This is a genomic window from Vibrio sp. R15-SG3-ISO1A, from assembly GCF_059833955.1.
The window spans coordinates 19,589-44,392 of the sequence record NZ_JCBDGH010000082.1; the positions used below are offsets into that span (position 1 = coordinate 19,589).

The 24,804-nt window shown below is 48.8% G+C and carries 25 protein-coding genes; 21 read left to right on the forward strand and 4 right to left on the reverse strand.

Annotation, left to right across the window (positions count from 1 at the left end):
• Nucleotides 1-210: 210 nt before the first annotated feature.
• Nucleotides 211-1,683: an aminoacyl-histidine dipeptidase gene (locus tag AC6R0L_RS13550; protein WP_487901291.1), complete on the reverse strand. Its 1,473-nt coding sequence runs from the start codon at nt 1,681-1,683 to the stop codon at nt 211-213.
• A gap of 448 nt (nt 1,684-2,131) precedes the next feature.
• Between AC6R0L_RS13550 and vcdP the strand changes: the two genes are divergently transcribed.
• The 15 genes from vcdP (at nt 2,132) to pgpA (ending at nt 15,147) form a co-directional block, all read left to right on the forward strand.
• Complete coding sequence (gene vcdP, locus AC6R0L_RS13555; protein ID WP_500626601.1) at nt 2,132-2,218, forward strand: small protein VcdP; 87 nt, start codon at nt 2,132-2,134, stop codon at nt 2,216-2,218.
• A 455-nt stretch (nt 2,219-2,673) separates the two neighbouring features.
• Complete coding sequence (locus AC6R0L_RS13560) at nt 2,674-3,966, forward strand: NCS2 family permease (protein WP_487901289.1); 1,293 nt, start codon at nt 2,674-2,676, stop codon at nt 3,964-3,966.
• A 214-nt stretch (nt 3,967-4,180) separates the two neighbouring features.
• The gene (gpt, locus tag AC6R0L_RS13565; protein ID WP_487901288.1) at nt 4,181-4,645 is read left to right on the forward strand and encodes a xanthine phosphoribosyltransferase; all 465 of its coding nucleotides are present in this window, start codon (nt 4,181-4,183) and stop codon (nt 4,643-4,645) included.
• A gap of 121 nt (nt 4,646-4,766) precedes the next feature.
• Nucleotides 4,767-6,014 carry an esterase FrsA gene (gene frsA / locus AC6R0L_RS13570; RefSeq protein ID WP_487901287.1) on the forward strand — a complete coding sequence of 416 codons (1,248 nt, stop codon included), beginning with the start codon at nt 4,767-4,769 and terminating at the stop codon, nt 6,012-6,014.
• A 105-nt stretch (nt 6,015-6,119) separates the two neighbouring features.
• The gene (gene crl / locus AC6R0L_RS13575) at nt 6,120-6,509 is read left to right on the forward strand and encodes a sigma factor-binding protein Crl (RefSeq protein ID WP_334554428.1); all 390 of its coding nucleotides are present in this window, start codon (nt 6,120-6,122) and stop codon (nt 6,507-6,509) included.
• Between the two features lie 137 nt (nt 6,510-6,646).
• Complete coding sequence (gene proB / locus AC6R0L_RS13580; RefSeq protein ID WP_334554430.1) at nt 6,647-7,780, forward strand: glutamate 5-kinase; 1,134 nt, start codon at nt 6,647-6,649, stop codon at nt 7,778-7,780.
• 19 nt (nt 7,781-7,799) lie between these two features.
• The gene (locus AC6R0L_RS13585; RefSeq protein WP_500629437.1) at nt 7,800-9,050 is read left to right on the forward strand and encodes a glutamate-5-semialdehyde dehydrogenase; all 1,251 of its coding nucleotides are present in this window, start codon (nt 7,800-7,802) and stop codon (nt 9,048-9,050) included.
• A gap of 103 nt (nt 9,051-9,153) precedes the next feature.
• Nucleotides 9,154-9,603, forward strand: a complete 450-nt coding sequence (gene nrdR, locus AC6R0L_RS13590) for a transcriptional regulator NrdR (protein ID WP_334554434.1) — start codon at nt 9,154-9,156, stop codon at nt 9,601-9,603.
• Between the two features lie 26 nt (nt 9,604-9,629).
• Complete coding sequence (ribD, locus tag AC6R0L_RS13595; protein ID WP_500629438.1) at nt 9,630-10,730, forward strand: bifunctional diaminohydroxyphosphoribosylaminopyrimidine deaminase/5-amino-6-(5-phosphoribosylamino)uracil reductase RibD; 1,101 nt, start codon at nt 9,630-9,632, stop codon at nt 10,728-10,730.
• 1 nt (nt 10,731) lies between these two features.
• Nucleotides 10,732-11,385 (forward strand): riboflavin synthase, encoded by a 654-nt coding sequence (locus AC6R0L_RS13600; protein ID WP_500629439.1) that lies wholly within the window; start codon nt 10,732-10,734, stop codon nt 11,383-11,385.
• Between the two features lie 48 nt (nt 11,386-11,433).
• Nucleotides 11,434-12,540 carry a bifunctional 3,4-dihydroxy-2-butanone-4-phosphate synthase/GTP cyclohydrolase II gene (ribBA, locus tag AC6R0L_RS13605; protein WP_500629440.1) on the forward strand — a complete coding sequence of 369 codons (1,107 nt, stop codon included), beginning with the start codon at nt 11,434-11,436 and terminating at the stop codon, nt 12,538-12,540.
• Nucleotides 12,541-12,670: 130 nt separating this feature from the next.
• A complete protein-coding gene (gene ribH, locus AC6R0L_RS13610) occupies nt 12,671-13,141 on the forward strand; it encodes a 6,7-dimethyl-8-ribityllumazine synthase (protein WP_053408902.1) in 471 nt (156 codons plus the stop codon).
• Complete coding sequence (gene nusB / locus AC6R0L_RS13615) at nt 13,141-13,608, forward strand: transcription antitermination factor NusB (protein WP_334554444.1); 468 nt, start codon at nt 13,141-13,143, stop codon at nt 13,606-13,608. Before ribH ends, nusB begins: the two co-directional genes overlap by 1 nt.
• Nucleotides 13,609-13,669: 61 nt before the next feature.
• Nucleotides 13,670-14,647 carry a thiamine-phosphate kinase gene (thiL, locus tag AC6R0L_RS13620; RefSeq protein ID WP_487901282.1) on the forward strand — a complete coding sequence of 326 codons (978 nt, stop codon included), beginning with the start codon at nt 13,670-13,672 and terminating at the stop codon, nt 14,645-14,647.
• Nucleotides 14,644-15,147: a phosphatidylglycerophosphatase A gene (pgpA, locus tag AC6R0L_RS13625; RefSeq protein WP_487901281.1), complete on the forward strand. Its 504-nt coding sequence runs from the start codon at nt 14,644-14,646 to the stop codon at nt 15,145-15,147. Before thiL ends, pgpA begins: the two co-directional genes overlap by 4 nt.
• A 92-nt stretch (nt 15,148-15,239) precedes the next feature.
• Here pgpA and AC6R0L_RS13630 read toward each other — a convergent pair whose 3' ends face one another.
• The 3 genes from AC6R0L_RS13630 to map form a co-directional block, all read right to left on the reverse strand.
• Nucleotides 15,240-15,623, reverse strand: coding sequence for a DUF3461 family protein (locus AC6R0L_RS13630; RefSeq protein ID WP_334554450.1), 384 nt, complete (start codon nt 15,621-15,623; stop codon nt 15,240-15,242).
• Between the two features lie 137 nt (nt 15,624-15,760).
• A complete protein-coding gene (gene glnD, locus AC6R0L_RS13635) occupies nt 15,761-18,382 on the reverse strand; it encodes a bifunctional uridylyltransferase/uridylyl-removing protein GlnD (RefSeq protein ID WP_487901280.1) in 2,622 nt (873 codons plus the stop codon).
• 97 nt (nt 18,383-18,479) lie between these two features.
• Nucleotides 18,480-19,358 (reverse strand): type I methionyl aminopeptidase, encoded by an 879-nt coding sequence (map, locus tag AC6R0L_RS13640; protein ID WP_487901279.1) that lies wholly within the window; start codon nt 19,356-19,358, stop codon nt 18,480-18,482.
• A 375-nt stretch (nt 19,359-19,733) separates the two neighbouring features.
• On the opposite strand from map, the gene rpsB reads away from it, so the two are divergent.
• From rpsB to AC6R0L_RS13670, 6 genes are all read left to right on the forward strand, one after another.
• Entirely contained in the window at nt 19,734-20,462 is a 729-nt protein-coding gene (gene rpsB / locus AC6R0L_RS13645) for a 30S ribosomal protein S2 (RefSeq protein ID WP_334554457.1), read from the forward strand.
• A 133-nt stretch (nt 20,463-20,595) separates the two neighbouring features.
• Nucleotides 20,596-21,438 (forward strand): translation elongation factor Ts, encoded by an 843-nt coding sequence (gene tsf / locus AC6R0L_RS13650; protein ID WP_334554459.1) that lies wholly within the window; start codon nt 20,596-20,598, stop codon nt 21,436-21,438.
• A 252-nt stretch (nt 21,439-21,690) separates the two neighbouring features.
• Nucleotides 21,691-22,422: a UMP kinase gene (pyrH, locus tag AC6R0L_RS13655; RefSeq protein WP_334554461.1), complete on the forward strand. Its 732-nt coding sequence runs from the start codon at nt 21,691-21,693 to the stop codon at nt 22,420-22,422.
• Between the two features lie 108 nt (nt 22,423-22,530).
• Nucleotides 22,531-23,088: a ribosome recycling factor gene (gene frr, locus AC6R0L_RS13660; protein WP_334554544.1), complete on the forward strand. Its 558-nt coding sequence runs from the start codon at nt 22,531-22,533 to the stop codon at nt 23,086-23,088.
• 96 nt (nt 23,089-23,184) lie between these two features.
• Nucleotides 23,185-23,940 (forward strand): polyprenyl diphosphate synthase, encoded by a 756-nt coding sequence (gene uppS / locus AC6R0L_RS13665; protein ID WP_334554463.1) that lies wholly within the window; start codon nt 23,185-23,187, stop codon nt 23,938-23,940.
• Nucleotides 23,941-23,951: 11 nt separating this feature from the next.
• Nucleotides 23,952-24,794, forward strand: a complete 843-nt coding sequence (locus AC6R0L_RS13670) for a phosphatidate cytidylyltransferase (RefSeq protein ID WP_500629441.1) — start codon at nt 23,952-23,954, stop codon at nt 24,792-24,794.
• The last annotated feature ends 10 nt before the right edge of the window (nt 24,795-24,804 follow it).

Below are 24,804 nucleotides of genomic sequence, written 5' to 3' on the forward strand. Positions count from 1 at the left end.
GTCAGCGCGAAAAAGTGGCAATATTGACGCCTCAGCGCTGTAAGGACGCGAACCTTAGCAGTGGGGTAAATGCCTTGGCTAACAAAAATTAATTGTCGTCACCACAAATATTATCGCTCGATGTTGGCCCAAGCCGTGCGGCGATTTTGAGCCACAAAAAAGCCGAGCAAGAGCTCGGCTAGTGCAGTAATACCATGTTCAGATGAAAGACTATGCCTTCTCAGGAATCGCTTCCAGCAGGGCGACCATTTGCTCCCAAAAGAGCGCCACGGTATCAATCTTAACCTTCTCATCTGGTGAGTGAGGGAACTTAATGGTAGGACCAAAAGAGACCATATCCATATTGGGGTAAGGTTCTTTAAATAGACCACACTCTAGACCGGCGTGAATCACCATGATGTTCGGCTTGTGACCGTAAATGCCTTCATACATGTCGCGGAAGATGGCCATGATCTCTGAATCTGCATCCGGTTTCCAGCCAGGGTAGGCGCCAGAGAAAGCGATCTTAGCACCAGCAAGCTCAGCCACGGAGGTGAGCATGCCTTCAACTTGTTGGCGACCCGAGTCAATCAAAGAGCGAACTAAGCAGAGAACGCGAATGGCTTCTTTTTCTGTGGTAATGACACCAACGTTTAATGAGGTCTCGACCACTCCTTCAATGTCGTCACTCATACGAATCACGCCATTCGGGCAAGCGTTCAAAGCGGCGATAAAACGTTGTTGATCGTTAATAGACAACACATCTTCCTGGCTGTCACTCACTTCGTTAAACGTGACAAGGCTTGTTTCCACTTTGCCTAGCTCGTTGATAAGCAGTTGTGTGTAGAACTGATAAAGCTCGGCAAGCTTGGCTTCGTTTTCAGCAGGGACGGCGACCGTAACAAACGCTTCGCGTGGAATTGCATTACGCAGGCTACCACCACGGAATTCAATCAGGCGCAAATCCAGTTCGCTTGCGTGACCTGCTAGGAATCGAGCGAGGAGTTTGTTGGCATTACCGCGTCCAGTGTGGATATCACAGCCTGAGTGTCCGCCTTTTAAGCCTTTAAGAATAAGCTGTCGGGTCACATAGCCCGCGGGCAGAGCTTCGCGTTGGATCTCGAACGTCATTTCACCGTCGATACCACCGGCACAACCCATGTACACTTCACCCTCTTGCTCAGAATCGGTATTGAGCAGAATGTCGCCTTCTAACCAACCCGATTCAAGACCAAATGCGCCAGTCATGCCTGCTTCTTCATCAATCGTCAGCAGCACTTCTAGTGGCCCGTGTTTAATGTCATTGGACGCCAATACCGCGAGACAAGACGCCATACCAATGCCGTTGTCCGCACCCAAGGTTGTACCTTTGGCGGTGACCCACTCACCATCAATATAAGGTTGGATCGGGTCTTGGGTAAAATCATGATCCGTGTCTTCGTTTTTCTGCGGCACCATATCAATGTGAGCCTGCAGAACCACACCTTTTTTATTCTCCATCCCTTTGGTCGCCGGTTTTTTGATAAAGACGTTGCCGGTTGGATCGCGTTTGACTTCTAGGCCTTGATCGGTCGCCCAATCAATGATCATTTGCGCCAGGGCTTCTTCGTGTTTCGATGGGTGAGGAATGGAGCAAATCTTGTCGAAAAACTGCCACAAAGGCGCTGGTGACAAGCTGCTAATTTCAGAATGGAACTCAGACACGGATAACTCCTTATAATGAGAGATGGCAAATATTGTTTTATGCACCAAATAATGAGTAGCACAAACATCCAAACTTGCCGATTTGATGTTGGTCAGAATAGCACTCTCAAGATCGATACCCAAGTGAGTTGATGCAAACTGCAGCGAAAAGTGCCTACCCCTCTATCGACGGGATATTCAATGATATGATTATCAATCTGACAGATTAACTTAGATGTTAGTGATTTTTATGTAATTAAATTACAGTCGCGGTTTGATTTGAATCAGAAATCGCACTTTTTTGTGACTTTTGTCACTTTGGGTGTTGTAATTTAATTTCTATAAGGTATATTTGTAACCACTTCGGCAGCGAAGTAAAAACGCTCAAAGGATGAGTCCGAGTTATCGCCTCCAAGGAACTGAGAAATCAATCATTGTAATGTGTTTAATTGATTTAGAAGGTGATGTTATGAAAGGTTTACCAAGTGCAGCATTCTGGCTAAACAAATCTGTTTATACAGGAAGCTTTACTTACCCCACTAGCTTTGGTTACTAACACTGAAAGCTTGTTTATCTCGAACGTTATGTTCACCCCCTAATATTGGAATATATTTGCAGCGCCGTTTTCGCTGACATGATTCAACCGCCACTCATTTTGAGTGGCGTTTTTTTATCCGCCAACTCACCGATTTCTCCTTATTAATGCCATTCTCTGCATATTATGCACATAAGCACGTGTTACTCAGGTTACAAACTGCCGTTCTGGATTTGAAAGTTTACAACATGGTACAAAAGTTCACCGTCTGAATGATGATGTCTTTTCTTTCTATCTTTATGAATTTTCTTTGTTTTTGTTTTGTTTGTGGCTCTTTTATAGCGATAGGTTGCCCATTTACAACCCGAAATATTGATTAGAGTCATAATTCTATCTGGAATTTACTATTTGATGACTTTATAATTCCGCCAATCGATTACGCAACCGTTTACTTTTCACCCTTTTAGGATTCGATCATGTTCGAAAAACTGTTCAAACTCAGTGAAAATGGCACAAATGTCAAAACTGAGATCATTGCCGGTGTGACCACATTCCTGACAATGGCTTACATCATTTTTGTCAACCCAGCGATGCTGGCCGATGCAGGGATGGACAAGGGCGCTGTCTTTGTTGCGACCTGTTTAGCCGCTGCGATTGGCTGTTTTATCATGGGCTTTGTCGCTAACTACCCGATTGCATTGGCGCCAGGTATGGGCCTCAACGCGTTTTTCACTTATGGCGTTGTTTTGGGTATGGGCCACTCATGGCAAGTCGCGCTCGGTGCGGTGTTTATCTCTGGTTTGATCTTCATGGCGCTTTCGGTATTCAAAATCCGTGAGTGGATCATCAACTCCATCCCATTGTCGCTGCGCACGGGTATCTCTGCGGGTATTGGTCTATTCCTTGCGTTTATCGGCCTACAAAACTCAGGCATCGTCGTTGATAATCCAGCGACCTTGGTCGGCTTGGGCCACATCACAAACCTAGCGCCAGCCTTGGCCGCCTTGGGCTTTTTCTTGACCATCGGTTTGGTGTACCGCGGCGTTCGTGGCGCTGTGATGATCGCGATCCTTATTATCACCGCACTTGGTCTATTGGTAGGTGATGTGCAGTGGGGCGGAGTGATGTCGACACCACCAAGCATTGCGCCGACCTTTATGGAAATGAACATTGCAGACGTGTTTGAAGTGGGCATGATCTCAGTGGTCTTTGCTTTCTTGTTTGTTGATCTCTTTGATACGGCGGGTACGCTGGTGGGTGTTGCAACTAAGGCGAACTTCATCAAAGAAGACGGTAAACTACCACGTTTGAACAAAGCACTATTGGCGGACTCAACTGCAACGTCAGTGGGCGCGGTACTCGGTACCTCAAGCACCACGTCTTACGTAGAGTCTACGGCAGGGGTTGCGGCAGGCGGTCGTACTGGTTTAACGGCGGTGGTTGTTGGCGTGCTGTTCTTGTTGGCACTGTTCTTCTCGCCTTTGGCTGGCATGATTCCTCCATACGCGACCGCTGGCGCACTGTTCTACGTAGCGATTCTAATGATGTCTGGCTTGGTCAGCATCGATTGGCGTGATCTAACAGAAGCGGCGCCGGTTGTGGTGACGTGTCTGCTGATGCCACTGACTTACTCAATCGCAGAAGGTATTGCACTGGGTTTTATCTCTTACGCTGCAATTAAGTTACTGAGTGGTAAAGGACGCGACGTGTCTGTGAGCGTTTGGGTACTGTCGGCAGTCTTCTTACTGAAGTACGTCTTCGCTGGTTAATCACAAACATTGAATCAACAACGCCACAGCGCTTTCGCTGTGGCGTTGTTTTATAGAGAATATAATTCGCCATTGGTATTGGCCCCCGCTTCCGGTAAAATAATCGTTTGCGTAGCTTTTCCCCTATTTGGCCTGGTGCATCAAGCTGTAGGTTGTATCAACTTAGCTTGTTTTTCAGGGGATGCCGATTGGACAAAACTATTAGGTTATTACAATGAGTAAAAAATTCATCATCACTTGGGATCAGATGCACGCGTACTGTCGTGAACTTGCAGAAAAGCAGATGCCTGCCGAGCAATGGAAAGGGATTTGGGCTGTAAGCCGTGGCGGTTTAGTACCGGGCGCTATTTTAGCGCGTGAACTCGGCATTCGTTACGTGGATACCATCTGTATTTCAAGCTACGATCACGATCACCAACGTGATATGAGCGTATTGAAAGCACCTGAAGGTGACGGTGAAGGTTACCTTATCGTTGAAGACCTGGTCGACAGTGGTGACACAGCACGCAAACTACGTGACTTGTACCCGAAAGCGAAATTGATCGCCGTGTGCGCGAAACCATCGGGCGCTGAGCTTTTAGATGACTACGTGGTTGATATCGCTCAAGAGACTTGGATTGAGCAACCATGGGATATGGCGATTCAATACATCGAACCGATCAATCGCAAGCAAAAGTAGTGCTTTTTCACTCTTGGGTGAATGCATTGGCGATTTCAATAAAGAATCTTGATAAATGACCCTTTCTTGGGTCATTTTTTTTATTACTATGAAAGAATCGAACGAATACACGAGTAATGTGATGTCGGAAGAAGTAAGCAAAAACCTGTCTGAGACGCTGTTTGCCAAAGATAAAAAAGCCAAAGAGACGTCGGAGTTGATTGCCTACATGCCATCAAGTCAGGCACTGCTGGATGAAAAACGCGTCGAAGACGGCTACAAATGGTATCGCAACTTACGCCGCCTGCAATGGACATGGCAAGGTCTACAACCTATCGAAATCGAAGGCGTATTAGCGGCGATGGCCTCCTCAAAGCATTCGCGTACCCACGATGAGTGGCTAGATACTGTGATGGGCTATCACAGCGGGAACTGGAACTTCGAGTGGACAAAGTTGGGCATGCTGCATCAAAAGCGCGCGCAGCAACTCAAAGGTGAAGAAGCGGCTGATGAGCTCTTTAACGCCTCCCTTTGTTACAGTATCGCTGGTTATCCGCACCTCAAAAACGATACGCTCGCCGCTCAGGCGCAAGTGTTGGCGGGCAATGCTTATGAGGAAGCAGCGAAACAGACTAAGTACACTGTCAAACGGCTAGAGATCCCGCATCAAAATAAAAAAATCGTCGCCCACCTTCACTTAACTCGTACTGATGAGCCACAACCCGTGGTGATGGTGAGCGCAGGTCTCGATAGTCTACAAACGGATATGTGGCGTCTATTTCGCGATCATCTAGCCAAAAAAGGCATCGCGATGCTCACTATCGATTTGCCGTCTATGGGGCACAACACCCATTGGAATCTGACGCATGATAGCTCTTGCCTGCATCAGGCTGTGCTCAATCAACTGGTCGATATTCCTTGGGTTGATCATCACAGAGTGGGGTTGATCGGGTTTCGTTTTGGTGGCAATGCCATGGTGCGTTTGTCATTTATGGAGCAAGAGAAGATCAAGGCGTGCGTAACGCTAGGGGCGCCGATTCATGACATCTTATCGTCTCCGGATAAAATCAAGCAGATGCCCAAGATGTATCTGGACGTGTTGGCATCGCGCATTGGGAAAAATATTGTCGATATTAACAGTCTGGCGATTCAACTGATGGCATGGTCGTTGAAGGTGCAAGGTATCTTAGGTGGGCGTAAAACCAAGGTGCCGATTTTGGCAATGAACCTAGAGCGAGATCCTGTTTCTCCCTTTAGTGACAACCGATTGGTCGCCTTGTACAGTCAATACGGCAAAGCGAAGCAAATCAGTGCTAAGACAATTACACAAGGATATGAGCAATCCCTCGATTTAGCGATCAAGTGGCTAGAAGATGAGCTAATTAGATGACATTGTGGGTTTTTTAGACGACACTAAAGTAATGACGTACCGCATCTAAAGTGTCCGTCACACCGTGTTCCAGCCAACAGATAATAATGAATATGGAGATTCACTATGACTGGAGAGAAAAAGACCCCAACGCATTTTCGCTTGTTAACCACACTGCGTGCCATTGGTCCCTATCTGCGAGAAGTACAGAGCTCAGAAGGAGCGTATCTATTTGATTGTCTGTCTGTGTGTGTCAACGACAAGAAATCCCCTGAAAAGCGCGAGTTTTGGGGCTGGTGGCTTGAGCTTAGCTTAGTCGACGGCTATTACGAAGCGCGTTACCGTACTGGTCTTTATGATGTCAGTGGTGAATGGCGAGACGAACCCTTGCCGAAAAAGGCCGTGGAAGATGTCACCAAAACCCAAGAAGCGTTTCATCAAAAATTGATTGAAACCTTGTCAACGGAGTTTGATCTCGAAGTAAAAATGCATCAGCAATCGGTCGAATTTGTCTAAATTTCATTGATTGACATTGAATCCTAGTAAAAAGGCGCGTTATCGCGCCTTTTCTACTTGTGAAAAGCGGATTTGATTGCTAAAACAACAGGTCAGTTTTTTAACCATCCTTATTTCTCATTCAAAGTAGAAGTGTCATGAATCAGCAACGCACCGCTGCCACATCACCAAAAACCGTGGTAGTGAAACTTGGGACCAGTGTACTCACTGGTGGGACTTTGGCGCTTGATCGGGCTCATATGGTTGAGCTTGCGCGTCAATGTGCAGAACTTAAAAAGCAAGGCCACTCAGTGGTCATGGTCTCATCGGGCGCTATTGCCGCAGGTCGAGAGCACTTAGGTTATCCCGCACTCCCCAATGCGATGGCCAGCAAGCAGTTGCTGGCGGCGGTTGGTCAAAGTCAGTTGATTCAAACTTGGGAAGCCTTGTTTGGCATTTACGGCATTAAGATTGGTCAAATGCTGCTTACGCGCGCTGACCTTGAAGATAGAGAGCGTTTTCTCAACGCGCGCGACACCATCAATGCGTTAGTTGATAACGACATCATTCCTATTGTGAATGAGAACGATGCCGTCGCCACCAGTGAAATCAAAGTGGGCGACAACGATAACTTATCGGCCTTGGTTGGCATTCTTTGCGGCGCAGACAAACTGTTGCTGTTGACGGACCAAAAAGGTCTGTTTACCGCTGACCCACGCAAAGATCCCTCAGCAGAGTTGATCAAAGAAGTGAAAACCATCGACGATACGCTACGTAAAATCGCCGGCGGCAGTGGCACAACCTTAGGGACGGGCGGCATGGCGACCAAGCTACAAGCGGCTGATATCGCACGCCGCGCTGGGATTGAAGTCATCATCGCCGCAGGTAGCGCGCCAGATGTGATCTTTGATTCGTTAAGTGAAGCGCCGCAAGGCACGCGCTTTTTGCCATGCGATGAAGCGCTGGAAAACCGTAAACGTTGGATTCTTGCAGGCCCTGCGGCATCAGGTACCATCACGATTGATGATGGGGCGGTACGTGCGGTGATCAAAAACGGCAGCAGCTTGTTGGCCAAAGGCGTCACAGCGGTGACTGGCGAGTTTGCTCGTGGTGAGGTGGTTCAAGTGACCGCGCCCGATGGGCAGTTAGTCGCGCGAGGTATTGCTAGCTACTCTAGCCAAGACATGGCCAAAATTATCGGCAAGCACAGTAAAGATATTATCGCTATCCTCGGTTACGACTACGGTAGTGAAGTGCTGCACCGCGACGATATGGTCGTTATCCAAGAATAATCAGACGAAGGAGCCGAGAGTGGAACTTATTTCTATGGGCAAGGCAGCAAAAGACGCTGCTTTTCAACTTGCCACCGCATCAACGAAACAGAAGAACCAAGCCCTAGCGATCATCGCTGATGAATTGGAAGCTAATGCAGACCTTATTCTTGCTGCCAATGCTAAAGACATCGAACTGGGCCGAGAAGCGGGGTTGACCGATGCCCTGCTTGACCGTCTGCTGCTCAATCCTGAGCGCTTGAGCGGTATTGCCAATGATGTGCGCAATGTGATCACCCTCAATGATCCTGTTGGCAGTGAGATAGACAGCAAGGTGCTAGAGAACGGCATGTCTCTCTCTCGCCGTCGAGTGCCGCTCGGTGTGGTCGGTGTGATTTATGAAGCGCGCCCTAATGTCACTATCGATATTGCCGCGCTGTGTTTAAAAACCGGCAATGCGAGTATTTTGCGTGGTGGTAAAGAGACGTTTTACTCCAATATGGAGTTGGTGAAGGTCATCCAATCTGCACTGGCTAAAGCCGGGTTGCCAGCGGCGTCGGTTCAGTACATTGAAAATCCAGATCGCGAATGGGTCTCTCAGCTACTCAAGCTGGATGAGTACGTCGATATGATCATCCCAAGAGGCGGCGCAGGTTTACACAAAATGTGTAAAGAGAACAGCACGATTCCTGTCATCATCGGCGGATTTGGCATTAGCCACATTTTTGTTGATGAAAGTGCCGATCTAGCAAAATCGCTCGATGTGGTGGAAAACTCCAAAGTACAGCGTCCATCAGCATGTAACTCGCTAGACACCTTATTGGTGCATCAAGCGGTCGCGGAACGTTTTCTGCCTATGATTGTTGAGCGCATGAACGAGAGTGTCGCGTTTGTCGCAGAACCTAAAGCGAAAGCCTTGATGGCGGGCGCACGCGATCTTCGCGACGCGAAAGAGGGCGACTTTGACACCGAATGGTTGAGTTACACCGTAGGCGTGAAAGTGGTGGCGGATGTCAATGAGGCGATTGACCATATGCGTGTTCACAACGCGAGTCACTCCGATGCGATCATGACCAACAGCTTGGAAAATTCAGAGCGTTTCATTAACTCAGTGGGTTCGGCGGCGGTGTATGTCAACGCAGCGACGCGATTTACTGATGGTGCGCAGTTTGGCCTTGGGGCTGAAGTTGCCGTGTCGACCCAGAAATTGCACGCACGCGGTCCTATGGGTCTAGAAGAGCTCACCAGCTACAAATGGGTCGGTAAAGCGAACTACTTGCCGCGCAGTTAACACTTTCACCAGACACCATTTGAAAAAGGGGCAAGTTTGCCCCTTTTGCTTTTCTAACTTCTTGGATTTCCGTTACACTGTTTGCCACTAATATGGAGGTGATATGCATTGTCCTTTTTGTTCTGAGAACGATACTAAAGTGATCGACTCTCGTCTTGTAGCTGACGGCCACCAGGTGCGCCGCCGCAGGCAGTGTTTAGCGTGCAGTGAACGATTCACTACCTTTGAAACCGCGGAATTGGTGATGCCGAAAGTCATCAAGTCCAACGGAAATCGTGAGCCATTCAATGAAGATAAAATGATTGGTGGTTTGCAACGAGCGCTTGAGAAGCGTCCGGTGAGTGCTGATGCCGTCGAGTTGGCCATCAGCATGATCAAGTCTAAGTTGCGTGCGACGGGGGAACGAGAAGTGCCGAGTGAGATGATCGGCAATCTGGTCATGGAGCAGTTGAAAGAGCTCGACAAAGTGGCTTACATTCGTTTCGCGTCTGTGTACCGCAGCTTTGAAGATATTCGTGAGTTTGGTGAAGAGATCGCCAAGCTCGAAGATTAAACGGTTAAGCGTGGTGAAAGGCGAGCATGTTTAGTGCACAAGATTATCAAATGATGGCGCGCGCCATTGAACTCGCACAGCGGGGGAAATACACCACAGCGCCGAATCCTAATGTTGGCTGTGTCATTACCCGAGATGGCGACATTGTCGGTGAAGGTTTCCACTTTCGAGCTGGTGAGCCTCATGCTGAGGTACATGCGTTGCGTATGGCAGGCGACAAGGCGCAAGGGGCGACCGCGTATGTTACCTTGGAGCCATGCTCCCACTATGGTCGCACGCCGCCTTGCGCGGAAGGTTTGATCAATGCCCAAGTCGCGAAGGTTGTCTGCGCGATGCAAGATCCTAATCCGCAAGTAGCAGGTCGTGGTATTGAAATGCTGCGCGCCGCGGGTATTGAGGTCCAAGTCGGGCTGCTCGAACAAGATGCCGTGGCGTTAAACCCATTCTTCCTAAAGCGCATGCACAGCAAAATGCCTTATGTACAATTGAAACTGGCGGCGAGCCTTGATGGACAAACGGCGCTAAGTAATGGGGAGAGCCAATGGATCACCAGTCCAGAAGCCCGTCAGGATGTGCAGCGCTACCGAGCGCAAAGCAGTGCGATTCTCTCCACTAGCCAAACGGTGATCGCCGATGATGCTTCACTCAATGTCCGTTTTGATGACTTGCCTGCGTCGCTGAAACTTCAATACTCACCCACCGATCTCCGTCAGCCAGTGCGTGTCATTTTGGACCGGCAAGGGCAGCTTCATCCAGAGCTTAAACTCTTTAATACACCGGGCGAGGTGCTGGTGGTGGGGCCAAATGGCGCTCTCAACGCACCGCTCGGGGATGATGGACGTGTGGATCTCTTTGCTACGTTCGCCAGCTTAGCCCAAGATCACAACATCAATCAGTTATGGATTGAAGCGGGTCCAACGCTTGCGCAAAGTGTGCTCAAAGCGGGATTGGTGGATGAGCTGATTCTCTACCTCGCGCCCAAACTGATGGGCAGTGATGGACGAGGCCTGCTCGGTGCTTTAGGGCTTGGTGCCATGAGTGAATGCATCGAGATCGATATTCAAGATATTCGTATGGTCGGCAAAGACATTCGTGTTGTCGCCAAACTAGCTAACAAAGAATCCTAATATGTTTACAGGTATTGTAGAGGCAGTAGGAACCCTATCTGCCATCACCCCCAAAGGGGAAGACATCAGTGTGACCGTCGAGGTCGGTAAATTGGATATGAGCGATGTCAAACTGGGCGACAGTATTGCGACCAATGGTGTCTGCTTGACAGTGGTGGATTACACCGCGACCAGTTACAGCGCCGATTTATCCCTCGAGACACTGCAAAAAACCGGCTTTGCTGATTATCAAGCGGGCGACAAAGTTAACCTTGAAAAAGCCATGCTGCCGACCACTCGATTCGGCGGTCATATTGTCTCCGGCCATGTGGACGGTGTTGGCGAGATCGTTGAGCGCAACAGTGTCGGTCGCGCGATTGAGTTCTGGGTCTCGATGCCGGAATCCATCGCGAAATACGTGGCAGAGAAAGGCTCCATCACGGTTGATGGAATTAGCTTAACCGTGAATGCGCTGCGTAAAAACGCTTTCAAGCTCACTATAGTGCCGCATACGGGAGAAGAGACCACCATCGCCGACTTCCACGTCGGGCGTAAAGTTAATCTCGAAGTTGACGTCTTGGCCCGTTATATGGAGCGTCTATTAACCGCTTCTACCTCGGCACAGCCAGAATCCACCCTAACACTCGAATTCTTACAACAAAACGGATTTGCGTAGTGACGTCGAACGTCCGCAAAAGCCGCGCCAATAATAAGGAACAGAATCATGCCAATTAGTACGCCTCAAGAAATCATCGACGACATTCGCTCGGGTAAAATGGTCATCCTCATGGATGATGAAGATCGTGAAAATGAGGGCGATTTGATCATGGCGGCGGAGCACGTCACGCCGGAAGCGATCAATTTTATGGCAACCCACGGTCGCGGTTTGATCTGTTTGACCATGACCAAATCACGCTGTGAAAAGCTCGGATTGCCACCCATGGTGCAAGACAATAACGCGCAGTACACCACCAACTTCACGGTGTCGATTGAGGCTGCTGAAGGGGTGACAACGGGTATCTCTGCCGCCGACCGCGCCCGTACAGTGCAAGCTGCAGTGGCAAAAGACGCCAAAGCGGCGGATCTCGTTCAGCCCGGGCACATTTTCCCGCTGGCGGCGCAAGAAGGTGGCGTGTTAACGCGCGCAGGTCACACCGAAGCAGGCTGTGATTTGGCTCGCCTTGCAGGTCTTGAGCCCGCAGGCGTGATTGTTGAAATCCTTAACGATGACGGCACGATGGCGCGTCGCCCTGATCTGGAAGTGTTTGCGCAAAAGCACGACATCAAACTGGGCACCATTGCCGATCTGATTGAGTATCGCAACAACACGGAAACCACCATTGAGCGCGTAGCAGAGTGCCAATTGCCGACGGAGTTTGGTGAGTTCAAATTGGTCACATACCGTGATGTTATTGACAACCAAGTCCATTACGCGCTCTGCAAAGGTGAGATGACACAAACCCCATTGGTGCGTGTCCATTTACAAGATACCTTTACCGACTTGCTGCACAGTAACCGGAACGCAGACCGCAGCTGGAGCCTGGATGCGGCGATGAAGCGCATCGGTGAAGAGGGCGGCGTATTGGTGATTTTGGGCAACGAAGAGTCGACCGATTTACTCATCCACCGCGTGAAGATGTTTGAAGCGCAAGACAAAGGGGAAGCGCCGACGCTGGCCAAGCGTCAAGGCACATCACGTCGCGTGGGCGTTGGGTCGCAAATTCTTGCGGATCTCGGCGTGCATGATATGCGTCTGCTGTCATCGACCAACAAAAAATACCATGCATTGGGTGGTTTTGGTTTGAATGTCGTCGAGTACGTCTGCGAATAAGCAGGATTGAGCGGAAGGTGGTATCGTCTGCCACCTCCCCAGTCGGTGCGAATTTCCATTAGATATTGCTCACAAATTTGTGCTAGAATCCGGCGATTCTCACTTGATGAATATAGTTAAAGGAAAGCTTATGAAAGTGATCGAGGGTGGCTTCCCAGCGCCAAATGCAAAAATTGCTATCGTTATTTCTCGTTTCAACAGTTTTATTAACGAAAGTCTATTGTCTGGTGCAATCGATACTTTAAAGCGTCATGGACAAGTTAGCGAAGAGAACATCACCGTTGTGCGTTGCCCTGGTGCAGTTGAACTGCCATTGGTTGCTCAACGTGTTGCAAAAACCGGTAAATTTGACGCGATCGTATCGCTTGGTACGGTGATTCGTGGTGGTACACCACACTTTGACTATGTTTGCAGTGAATGTAACAAAGGTCTTGCTCAAGTCTCATTGGAATACAGTTTACCAGTGGCGTTTGGCGTATTGACCGTTGATACAATTGACCAAGCAATTGAGCGCGCAGGAACCAAGGCTGGTAATAAAGGTGCAGAGGCTGCACTAAGCGCACTTGAGATGATTAACGTTCTATCAGAAATTGATTCCTAATGGGGGCCAGTGTGAAACCAGCCGCACGTCGTAATGCACGTCGATTTGCTTTGCAAGCAATCTACTCTTGGCAAATTACCAAAGAAAATGTTGCCACAATTGAAGAGCAGTTCTTATCGGGCGGTAAGTACGATGAAGAAGAGCACCACGCTCAAGAGCCAGCGCTTTCTGCTCCAGATACAGACGTTGCCTACTTCCGTGACCTGTTATCAGGTGTTGTGCTAAGTCACACAGAGCTAGACAGCAAAATTCGTCCATACACTGCGCGTCCAATGCAAGATTTGGACATGATGGAGCTTGCGTTGCTTCGTCTTGCGATGTACGAAATGACTCGCCGCGAAGATGTTCCTTACAAAGTGGTCATCAACGAAGCGATTGAGTTGGCAAAAGTGTTTGCTGCAGAAGATAGCCACAAATTCGTCAATGGTGTGCTGGATAAAGCCGCACCACACGTACGTAAAAAGTAACTCAGTAGTTTTGAGATAAAAGGTCAGCAAGCGCTGACCTTTTTTATGTGAGAAATTCTCTATGGCGGGTGAATTTAACCTAATTAATCGATATTTTGTTGGTCGACAAGGGCAGCGCAAAGACGTGCTGTTGGCGGCAGGCGATGACTGTGCGCTAGTCCAACCACCAGGCAGTGATCTGGCGATTGCAATCAGCACTGATACCTTAGTCGCGGGAACCCATTTCCTCCTCGACGCCGATCCTCACGCTGTTGCGCACAAAGCGCTGGCGTCCAACATCAGTGATTTAGCGGCGATGGGGGCAACGCCTGCTTGGGTGTCGTTGGCGCTCACCCTACCTGAGGCCGATGAGTCTTGGTTGAGCGGATTTTGTGATGCATTCTACCAATTGGCGGACTATTTCGATATTCAACTGATTGGCGGAGACACCACCAAAGGCCCGCTCAGTATGACCTTAACAGTACAGGGATACGTAGACCCAAGCAAAGCGCTACGCCGAGATGGGGCCCAAGTAGGGGATTGGATCTACGTCACCGGAGAGCTTGGTGATAGCCAAGCGGGGTTAGATGTGATCCTTGACCCAAGCTTGGCCCAAAAGCCCTTGGCAGGCGAGTTAGTACATCGACACTACTATTCAACGCCGCGCGTCTTGGTCGGACAAGCCTTGTTGGGGCTCGCCAGTGCCGCGGTCGATATCTCTGATGGGTTAATTGCTGACCTTGGGCATATTCTTGAACGCTCAGAGGTTGGAGCAAGCCTTGACGTGAGCACGCTTCCTGTTTCTAATGAACTGGTGACATTTTTGGCCAGCATCGAACGTGCTCAGCAAATGGCGTTGTCGAGCGGCGAAGAGTACGAACTCTGTTTTACCGTCAGCGAGGCCAATCGTGGCTCGATTGAGAGTGCGCTGGCACACTGTAATTGTAAGGTGACCTGTATCGGCCAAATTCGCCCACAGGGTCACTGGGAACTTCACTCAAAAGGACAACCAATGACATGGCCACGACAAGGCTATGATCATTTTAGTGAATCAGTATGACAAATCCCTTAGCACTTATTTCGCTGAAAAACCCGTGGCATCTGCTTGCGACAGGTTTTGGCAGCGGACTCTCCCCTATCGTCCCCGGCACCATGGGCACTTTAGCTGCGGTGCCTTTTTATCTTCTTTTGGTCCAGCTGCCGTTACCACTCTATATTGTGGCGGTGCTGTTTTCTTGCTGGATTGGCGTCAAAATTTGCCAAGTGACGTCTGATGACATGGGCGTGCATGATCACGGTTCGATTGTCTGGGATGAGTTTGCTGGCTTTTGGATCACCATGCTGGTGGTGCCTCTATTTAATCTGTCGACGACGGATTGGAAGTGGCTGTTGACTGGATTTGTCTTGTTTCGATTTTTCGATATGGTCAAGCCTTGGCCGATCGGCTGGCTCGATAAGCGTATTCACGGCGGCTTGGGGATTATGATTGATGATATCGTCGCTGGCGTCATGGCCGCGGTATCACTCTATCTCATTGGTCGATATGCAGGCTGGCTATAGCAGAGCTCAGTCATATAGACAGCAAGATATGGAACGCAATAAAAAAGGACAGCGACTGCGCTGTCCTTTGTCTTTCTAGGTTGAGAGTACGCTTATTTCAGCTTCTCTAAATCGGCTTCAATCTCGGCAATCTTGCTGGCGACCACTTTCTCTAAGTGACGAAGATCGGACAAGATTTTCTGTTTCACATCCGTTTCAGCCGCTTTTTCTGGTCGTGTGATTTGGTTCAATTCATCGATAACCAGCGTTAAATTGCGATTAATCTCAGTCACTTCTTTGTATTGGTGGCTGCCACTGTCGACGAGTACGTTTTTGACTTGGCGGGGATATTTGAATTTTACGCTTTTCGCAAACAATTCGCCTTTTTGCTTACGAAAATAGATCTTTAACACATCCTTGTGCGCTTCTTGACGAAGTGAATAGCGCTCAATTTGCTTAGGCTCGTGAATACCTAAACCAGTGAGGTTTGGAAACATAAGCTACCTCTTTTGTGTTGTAGTAACCCCTTCCCATCTGGGAAGGGAAACAAAGTGTTCATAGGTTAATGTAGCAGCCTATGATCGTGGTAGATAGTTGTTTTTTAATCAGCTTTGCAACTTGTGGACGAGATCGCTTACGGCGCTAACTCCGCCACGTTCTTGATCAAGGTCTCACGCAGTCGTTGCTCTTCTTCTTCGCTGAGCTTGCCGGCGTGATCACTGGTGATAATGAACAAGTCCTCAGCCCGCTCACCAATAGTGGTGATTTTGGCGGCGTGCAGGTTGAGATTCAATTCGGCAAACGTCGCCCCTACCGTGGCAAGCAGTCCTGGGGTATCGAGGGCCACAAACTCCATCAAGGTGCGCTTTTTACTCTTAGTCGGCAGAAAGTCGACTTGTGTTTTCACCTTGAAGTGCTGCAGGTTACGCGGCACTCGACGGGTTTTGATCTTGGTTGGGCGGCCATCTTCGAGTACGTGGACCAAGTGCTTAATCAGTGCCTTGTGGCGCGTCTCATCAATGACCTCACCGTGTTGATCCAACACCATAAAGGTATCTAACACATAACCATCTTTACTGGTCATAACCTGCGCATCGTGAACGTTGAGATTGCGCCTATCTAACTCGGCCACCACAGTCGCAAACAAAGCATGTTGGTCTTTGCTGTAGACAAACACTTCCGTCCCGCCTCGGGTTGCTTTCTTAGAGATTAAGATCAATGGTTTAGCCGGATCGTCATGGTGCAGCAGATGCGCGCAGTGCCACGCAATTTGTTTGTGGGTGTGTCTTAAGAAGTAGTCGGCTTTAAAGCGTTGCCACAGTACTTCGATCTCTCTGGCACTGAACCCTTCTTTTCTCAGCAGGGCAGAAGCTAACTGCTGGTTGTGACGGATGCGCTCACGCACATCGACAGGGTTCTCTAAACCGCGGCGTAAGGCACGTTGCGTTGAGTAAAAAAGCTCAGCGAGCAGGGTGCGTTTCCAACTGTTCCAAAGCTCAGGGTTGGTGGCGCAGATATCAGCGACGGTTAGGCAGACGAGGTACTCCAGATACTCTTCATCCCGCACTTGCTTGGCGAATTCAGTGATCACCTCAGGATCGTAAATATCTCGCCGCTGAGCGGTGACAGACATCAAGAGGTGATGACGAACCAACCAAGAAACCAGTTTGGCCTCGGGTTTAGACAAACCATGCTCAATACAGAAATCATAGGCTTCCCCTTCGCCAATCACCGAGTGATCGCCGCCGCGCCCTTTACCGATATCATGAAAAATCGCCGCAAGGATCAAGAGCTCTTTCTTTTGAATTCGTGGGTAGATTTCACAGCAAATCGGATGCTTGTCGTGATTTTGCGCAAAGCTAAAGGTGTGAATGTGTTTCAGCAAGCGCATGCTGTGCTCATCGACGGTGTAGACATGGAATAAGTCGAACTGCATCTGACCGACAATTTGACTCCATTGCGGTAAATAGGCGGCTAATACTCCGAGTTTGTGCATCAGTGTAAAGGCGCGAGTGAGGGCGTTCGGGTGTCGGCACAGATCCATAAACTTTTCACGCGCTGCTGGGATAGTGTGAAGAAACTTGTTCAAACGGCGTCGTGCGGTGCGAAGTTGGCGCATAGTGGAGGGCGCGACGCCATCAATGGTGGAGTCGTTGGCGATATGTAAAAACATATCCAGAATGGTTTCAGGACGCGCTTGGAACAATGCAGGTTTACGCGCTTCTATTAGGTGTCCTCTGCGCTGAAAATCCTCACTGAGAATGATAGGCTCGGCCTCAATCCCATTGTCCAGAATCGCTTGGTCGAACAACTTAAGCAGCATTTTGTTGAGTTCAGCCACACGGCGCAGCGTGCGGTAGAACTCTTTCATCATTTTCTCCACACCTCGATTACCCTCACCTTGAAAACCGAGCAGCTCGGCAACTTGGGCTTGGTGGGCAAAGGTGAGGCGGTTGTCGTAGCGCTTTAACTGTAGATGCAGGGCAAAACGCACGCGCCAAAGGAAATCTTGGCATTCGACCAACTCACGATATTCCGCGTCAGTGAGAAAGCCATATTTACTCATCTCTAACAAAGAAGTGGCCCCGAAATGGCGCCTTGCGACCCAGCTTAAGGTGTGAATATCCCGCAGTCCGCCTGGCGTCGATTTAATATCGGGCTCCAGATTGTAGGTGGTGTCGTGATAGCGCGCATGGCGTTCACGTTGCTCTTGTACTTTCGCTTGATAGAAGATTTCGCTTGGCCAGAAGCTCTCTGAATGGATTTCCATTTTCAGCTTATGGAAGGTCTCTTCACAGCCACACAACAAGCGCGCTTCTTGTAAGTTAGTGGCAACGGTTAGGTCTTCTCGGCCGATTTGCGCGCATTGCTCAACCGTACGCACGGCGTGACCGATCTCCAGGCGCAAATCCCATAGCAGGGTAATAAACTCACTGACTTTGGCGGCCAACGCTTCCGGTAAGGTATGGCGAGAGACAATCAGGATATCAATATCCGAGAGCGGGTGTAGCTCACCGCGGCCATAACCGCCTACCGCAACTAAGCTGATGTTGGGTAAGTTGGCGAAACCGAAATGTTGCCACAGTCGATTTAATAGCAAATCAATGTAGTCAGAGCGACCTAGGACAAGGTCAGTCACTGGGTGATGGTTGAGAAATTCATTCTTTTGATGTTCAGCAAACTGTTCCAGTTGCTGTTTAAGCTCGGCGACGGAGAGTTGCGACTCGTCGAGCGCTAAAGGGGTTTGAAAGGGCATACAGCGAATCCATGCAGCAAAAAATCCTAATTAGGAATCTAGCAAAGTTAGTCAGATAAAAAAATATCCCCGTAAGCGGGGATATTCCATTCAATCGTTAATCGTTGTTCATCAGGCGTGGGATGGTGTCATCGCTTCTTAGTGTCAGCACTTCACAGCCGTTGCTCGTTACTACTATGGTGTGCTCATACTGAGCGGATTTTTTGCCATCGCCAGTGTAGACCGTCCAGTCATCTTCGGCATCGACGCTGACACCAAATTTACCGGCGTTAATCATAGGCTCGATGGTAAAGCACATGCCTTCTTTCAACACACGTCGGTCATTGTTCTTGTAGTGAACAATTTGTGGCTCTTCATGGAATTCGTTGCCGATACCATGACCACAGAAGTCTTTGACAATAGAAAACTTATTACGTGGGTTTTTCTTGTTGTTCTCTTTGATGTATTTCTCGATGGCACTGCCAATATCGCCAACCGTAGCACCCGGTTTGACTTTACGCATCCCAACGTACAGGGCTTCTTGTGTCACCATACACAAGCGCTTGTCGGCAGGGGAGACCTCACCCACTAAGAACATCTTCGAAGTATCGCCATGGTAGCCTGCTGGGCGCACGGAAAGATCGGCGTTTTCATCATCGGGAACAATCACTGTGATGTCGATGTTGATGATGTCGCCATCTTTTAACACCGCCGGTTTCATCTGACCGTTGCTACCCATTTCATCTTGGTTGGCAGGAATGCCGTGACACACAATGTGGTTGATCGAAGTACAGATAGATTTCGGGAAACCATGATAATCGAGTGGCGCAGAGTACGCACCTTTGCTGGTGGCGTAGTCGTGACAAATCTGGTTGAGCTCATCGGTCGTTACGCCGACTTGGACGTGCGGCTCGATCATCTCTAGGATTTCAGCGGCCAATGCGCCAGCTATGCGCATGCGTTCAATTTCTTGTGCGGTTTTGATCTTAATTGACATCGGCTTTCTCTATCTAACACTGTCAGCACGCTCTGGTGCGAATGGCCGCATTCTAACAGGAAGAGGGGCGAAAGTGTAATCTCGATAAATCCTTAAGATGACTAGGGTTGCTGTGACGGTCGGTGATTTCGCGGGGTTTGGACGCGGTGAAAGTGGTTTTTTTTCTAGCCAAACAACGCAAAAATATGATATAAAGCGCGCCGGAATTGCGGTCTGTTCTCTTCACCTTGATGCGTTGAGGTGGCGAAGCGGGCAACATCCAAACACATTTATCTTTAAATCACACACATTCCGACACATATTCCGGGGTGCTGGGCAGAAGCCTAGTCGGAGTTATGGGGAATGTGGAGGCCTAACCCCATAGAGGATTTTAAAATGGCAACTGTATCAATGCGCGATATGCTGAAAGCTGGTGTTCACTTCGGTCACCAAACTCGTTACTGGAACCCAAAAATGAAGCCATTCATCTTTGGTGCTCGTAACCGCGTTCACATCATCAACCTAGAAAAAACTGTACCAATGTTCAACGAAGCGCTTGCTGAGCTAGCGAAAGTTGGCGAGAAAAAAGGTAAAGTTCTTTTCGTAGGTACTAAGCGCGCTGCATCTGAAGCTGTTAAAGAAGCGGCTATTGCTAGCAACCAGTACTTCGTTAACAACCGCTGGTTGGGCGGTATGCTAACTAACTACAAAACTGTTCGTCAGTCTATCAAGCGTCTAAAAGATCTAGAAGCTCAGTCTCAAGACGGTACTTTTGACAAGCTAACTAAGAAAGAAGCTCTAATGCGTACTCGCGAAATGGAGAAGCTAGAGAAATCTCTTGGTGGTATCAAAGATATGGGCGGCCTACCTGACGCTCTATTCGTTATCGACGCTGATCACGAGCACATCGCAGTTAAAGAAGCAAACAACCTAGGTATCCCAGTTTACGCTGTTGTTGATACTAACTCTAACCCAGACGGCGTTGACTTCGTTATCCCAGGTAACGATGACGCAATCCGTGCAGTACAGCTATACCTAAACGCTGCTGCTCAAGCGGTTACAGAAGGTCGTAACAAAGACGTAGCTGCAGCTGCTGAAAAAGACGGTTTCGTAGAAGCTGAATAATAGCGGCTCCGTGTCACACTTGGTTTATGTGCAATCTTGTTGTCGCATAAACTGAGTTATAGTTATCAATAGGGGCCGAACGTGTGTAGGCCCCTGTTTTTTACCCAATCCAGAATCAACTGAGGAATAGAGAATGGCTGTTACTGCTGCTCTAGTTAAAGAACTGCGCGAACGTACTGGCGCAGGTATGATGGAATGTAAGAAAGCGCTTGTTGAAGCAAACGCTGACATCGAACTAGCAATCGAGAACATGCGTAAATCAGGCGCTGCGAAAGCTGCTAAGAAAGCAGGTAACGTAGCAGCTGAAGGCGCAATCATCATCAAAGAAGAAGGCGGTGTTGCTGTTCTTCTTGAAGTTAACTGCCAAACTGACTTCGTTGCTAAAGATGGCAACTTCACTGCATTCGCAGAGAAAGTAGCAGCAGACGCGCTAGCGTCTAAAGCATCTGCTGAAGAGCTTGTTGCTAAATTCGAAGAAGAGCGTGTTGCTCTAGTTGCTAAGATCGGTGAAAACATCAACATCCGTCGCGTTCAGTACGTTGAAGGTGCTGCAATCGCTTCTTACCGTCACGGTGAGAAAATCGGTGTTGTGGTAGCGGGTGAAGGCGATGCTGAAACTCTTAAGCACGTTGCAATGCACGTTGCTGCGTCTAAGCCAGAGTACGTTAACCCAGAAGACGTACCAGCTGACGTAGTGGCTAAAGAGAAAGAAGTTCAAGTTGAAATCGCTATGAACGAAGGCAAGCCACAAGAGATCGCTGAGAAGATGGTTATCGGCCGCATGAAGAAATTCACTGGCGAAATCTCTCTAACAGGTCAAGCGTTCATCATGGAGCCTAAGAAATCTGTAGGCGAAATGCTGAAAGAGAAAGGCGCTTCTGTTGCTACGTTCGTTCGTCTAGAAGTTGGCGAAGGTATCGAGAAAGGCGCAGAAATGAGCTTTGCTGAAGAAGTAGCAGCAGCTCAAAAAGGTTAATCCTTAGTGTAGCGCTTACTATTTAGACCGTAGCCAAGGCTGCGGTCTTTTTATGACTAGCGTGCAAACGATTAGCCGTGATGAATAGGGGTGTTAGTGACTCGGTGCAAGTCCCTAGGTGCATAGTGCCTAGTGCCGAGTTCCTAGAGTCTAGAGTGGATTTCTTCTCTAGGAACTAGGGTCTATGAACTTGATTTTCTCCCCTATCCATGACTGTTAATCAACCACTCTCTTTATTGGAAGGTAGACTCCATGACGACAAACCCTAAACCAGCATATCAACGTATTCTGTTAAAACTGAGCGGTGAAGCTCTACAAGGCGAAGAAGGTTTTGGTATCGACCCTACGATCCTTGATCGTATGGCTCAAGAGGTAAAAGAGCTCGTTGAACTGGGCGTTCAAGTGGGTGTTGTTATCGGCGGTGGTAACTTGTTCCGTGGTGCCGGTCTTGCTGAAGCCGGTATGAACCGAGTTGTCGGTGACCACATGGGCATGCTAGCAACAGTAATGAATGGTCTTGCGATGCGTGATGCGCTGCACCGTGCGTACGTGAACGCGCGCGTGATGTCCGCTATCCCTCTAAAAGGTGTGTGTGATGATTACAACTGGGCCGATGCTATCAGCCAGCTGCGCCAAGGTCGTGTTGTGATCTTCTCTGCCGGTACAGGTAACCCATTCTTCACAACAGATTCAGCAGCGTGTCTGCGTGGTATTGAGATTGAAGCTGACGTGGTTCTCAAAGCGACAAAAGTGGATGGGGTATTTACTGCAGACCCAGTAGCCAACCCAGACGCGGAGCTGTATGATAAGCTATCTTACGCTGAAGTTCTTGATAAAGAACTGAAAGTAATGGACTTAGCCGCATTTACTCTGGCTCGTGACCACAAAATGCCAATTCGTGTGTTCAACATGAACAAACCTGGCGCACTGCGCCGCGTGGTTATGGGTGAAGCTGAAGGCACACTGATTAGCTCTGCAAACTAATTGAATTCAACCGTAGCGAGCATTGTGTTGGCTACGGTATTGCCTTTCGAAGGTCGTCATCCCATTAGTGGGGAGACTTCGATAAGAATGACACATCAAGGTGATATTGTGATTAACGAAATCAAAAAAGACGCTCAAGAGCGCATGGAAAAAAGCGTTGAAGCGCTAAAAAACAACCTATCTAAAGTACGTACTGGTCGTGCTCACCCAAGCCTTCTTTCTGGTATTTCAGTAGAGTACTACGGCGCACCAACACCGCTAAACCAAGTCGCGAACGTTGTTGCGGAAGATGCGCGTACACTGGCGATCACGGTATTCGACAAAGAGCTGACTCAGAAAGTAGAAAAAGCGATCATGATGTCTGATTTGGGCCTAAACCCAATGTCTGCGGGCACCATCATCCGCGTTCCTCTGCCACCACTAACAGAAGAGCGTCGTAAAGACCTCGTTAAGATCGTTCGCGGTGAAGCAGAAGGTGCTCGCGTGGCGATTCGTAACATTCGTCGCGATGCCAATGGCGACCTTAAAGCGCTATTGAAAGACAAAGAGATCTCTGAAGACGAAGATCGCAAAGCACAAGATGAAATTCAGAAACTGACTGACGCAGCGGTTAAGAAAGTTGACGAAGTGCTAGCAGCAAAAGAAAAAGAGTTGATGGAAGTTTAATAGTCATTAAACTGCCCATGAGTAAAAACGCTGGGCGAACAGCACAGCGTTTTTTTATTGCATCTCTTCGACCCTGCTGGAAACCCAATCCCTCTTATGCAAAACATTCAACTCTCACCTGACGTACTCCCTAAACACATCGCAATCATCATGGACGGCAATGGCCGTTGGGCGAAAGCACAAGGTAAACCGCGTGTCTTTGGCCATAAAAATGGGGTGGCAGCGGTACGTAAGGCGATTTCGACTTCCGCTAAACTCGGCATCAAGGCCATCACCTTGTTTGCTTTCAGTAGCGAGAATTGGCGTAGACCAGAAGAAGAAGTCGGCGTGTTGATGGAGTTGTTTATTTCTGTGCTGTCATCAGAAGTAAAGAAACTGCATAAGAACAACCTCAAGCTGCGGATCATTGGTGATAAGTCTCGTTTTAATGAACGCTTGCAAGAGAAAATTGCCGCTGCAGAAGCCTTAACGGCGAACAATAGCGGAATGGTGATCAATATTGCGGCGAATTACGGCGGCAAATGGGACATTGTGGAAGCGACCAAAGCGATTGCCAGCAAAGTGGCTCGCGGTGAACTTGCACCAGAAGAGATTACTGAATCATTAATGACCGATCATTTGTCGATGAACGACATTCCTGAGGTCGATTTGATGATTCGAACCAGTGGAGAGTGTAGAATTAGCAACTTCATGCTATGGCAGATGGCGTATGCTGAGCTCTACTTTACGCCGATCTACTGGCCAGAATTTGACGAGAATAGTCTTGTCGAAGCAGTGACTTGGTTTGTTAATCGCGAACGACGGTTCGGGTGTACAGGTGAACAAATCAAGGCATTGATGAAAAGCGAATAAAGGATTTAAGTTTGAAGCAAAGAATAATAACGGCACTTATCCTTGCTCCGTTAGTCATTTTAGGCATCTTTCAACTGTCTTTACCTACGTTTATGGCGGCGCTGGCCGTGGTCACTATGATAGGTTTTTGGGAGTGGACTCAATTTGTCGAGGCCAAATCCCGCTACTTAGCACTTGTCCCTGCAGCGATACTGTTTGCGGCCAGTGCGTTCTTGGTCCCATTTGATGCGTACAGCTTAAATGAGATTTCCTTATCCCACCTTACTTTACTAGGCTTAGGTTGCGCTTGGTGGCTTTTTGCCAGCGTGCTGGCGATTACCTATCCCAAATCCGCCACACTGTGGCAGGGGTCGACGCTGCTCAGACACCTTTTCGGAATCTTAACGCTATTGCCCTTTTTCTGGAGCGTGGTGATGCTGCGTGCGCAGGACCTCTATAGCGATCCTTTCCACGGCGCGCGTTTGGTTCTATTTGTCTGTTTGATTGTTTGGGCGGCGGACAGCGGTGCCTACTTTGTCGGTAAAAGCATCGGTAAACATAAAATGGCACCTAAAGTGAGCCCCAATAAAACCATTGAAGGATTAGTGGGCGGAATGGTGACCGCCAGTTTAGTTGCTTGGGGCTTTTCACATTGGTTTGAGATTCCGTTTACCAACGCATTTGTGATGGTCGGGATTACCTTAGCGACGGTGATTATCTCAGTATTGGGCGATCTGGTAGAGAGCATGTTTAAGCGCGTCTCTGGCATTAAAGACAGCAGTAACATCATTCCTGGTCATGGCGGTGTATTGGATCGCATTGACAGTTTGACGGCTGCCTTTCCCGTGTTTGCGCTGCTCTACTTCATTTTCTAATTCTAAGGCA

Excerpts from the sequence above, each read along its gene's own strand:
- nrdR (WP_334554434.1), top strand. The coding sequence starts at position 9,154 with ATGCATTGTCCTTTTTGTTCTGAGAACGATACTAAAGTGATCGACTCT.
- thiL (WP_487901282.1), top strand. The coding sequence starts at position 13,670 with ATGGCGGGTGAATTTAACCTAATTAATCGATATTTTGTTGGTCGACAA.
- AC6R0L_RS13630 (WP_334554450.1), bottom strand. The coding sequence starts at position 15,623 with ATGTTTCCAAACCTCACTGGTTTAGGTATTCACGAGCCTAAGCAAATT.
- proB (WP_334554430.1), top strand. The coding sequence starts at position 6,647 with ATGAATCAGCAACGCACCGCTGCCACATCACCAAAAACCGTGGTAGTG.
- map (WP_487901279.1), bottom strand. The coding sequence starts at position 19,358 with ATGTCAATTAAGATCAAAACCGCACAAGAAATTGAACGCATGCGCATA.
- ribD (WP_500629438.1), top strand. The coding sequence starts at position 9,630 with ATGTTTAGTGCACAAGATTATCAAATGATGGCGCGCGCCATTGAACTC.
- pyrH (WP_334554461.1), top strand. The coding sequence starts at position 21,691 with ATGACGACAAACCCTAAACCAGCATATCAACGTATTCTGTTAAAACTG.
- tsf (WP_334554459.1), top strand. The coding sequence starts at position 20,596 with ATGGCTGTTACTGCTGCTCTAGTTAAAGAACTGCGCGAACGTACTGGC.
- AC6R0L_RS13600 (WP_500629439.1), top strand. The coding sequence starts at position 10,732 with ATGTTTACAGGTATTGTAGAGGCAGTAGGAACCCTATCTGCCATCACC.
- uppS (WP_334554463.1), top strand. The coding sequence starts at position 23,185 with ATGCAAAACATTCAACTCTCACCTGACGTACTCCCTAAACACATCGCA.
- ribH (WP_053408902.1), top strand. The coding sequence starts at position 12,671 with ATGAAAGTGATCGAGGGTGGCTTCCCAGCGCCAAATGCAAAAATTGCT.
- frsA (WP_487901287.1), top strand. The coding sequence starts at position 4,767 with ATGTCGGAAGAAGTAAGCAAAAACCTGTCTGAGACGCTGTTTGCCAAA.
- rpsB (WP_334554457.1), top strand. The coding sequence starts at position 19,734 with ATGGCAACTGTATCAATGCGCGATATGCTGAAAGCTGGTGTTCACTTC.
- crl (WP_334554428.1), top strand. The coding sequence starts at position 6,120 with ATGACTGGAGAGAAAAAGACCCCAACGCATTTTCGCTTGTTAACCACA.
- ribBA (WP_500629440.1), top strand. The coding sequence starts at position 11,434 with ATGCCAATTAGTACGCCTCAAGAAATCATCGACGACATTCGCTCGGGT.
- pgpA (WP_487901281.1), top strand. The coding sequence starts at position 14,644 with ATGACAAATCCCTTAGCACTTATTTCGCTGAAAAACCCGTGGCATCTG.
- glnD (WP_487901280.1), bottom strand. The coding sequence starts at position 18,382 with ATGCCCTTTCAAACCCCTTTAGCGCTCGACGAGTCGCAACTCTCCGTC.
- AC6R0L_RS13560 (WP_487901289.1), top strand. The coding sequence starts at position 2,674 with ATGTTCGAAAAACTGTTCAAACTCAGTGAAAATGGCACAAATGTCAAA.
- vcdP (WP_500626601.1), top strand. The coding sequence starts at position 2,132 with ATGAAAGGTTTACCAAGTGCAGCATTCTGGCTAAACAAATCTGTTTAT.
- nusB (WP_334554444.1), top strand. The coding sequence starts at position 13,141 with ATGGGGGCCAGTGTGAAACCAGCCGCACGTCGTAATGCACGTCGATTT.
- gpt (WP_487901288.1), top strand. The coding sequence starts at position 4,181 with ATGAGTAAAAAATTCATCATCACTTGGGATCAGATGCACGCGTACTGT.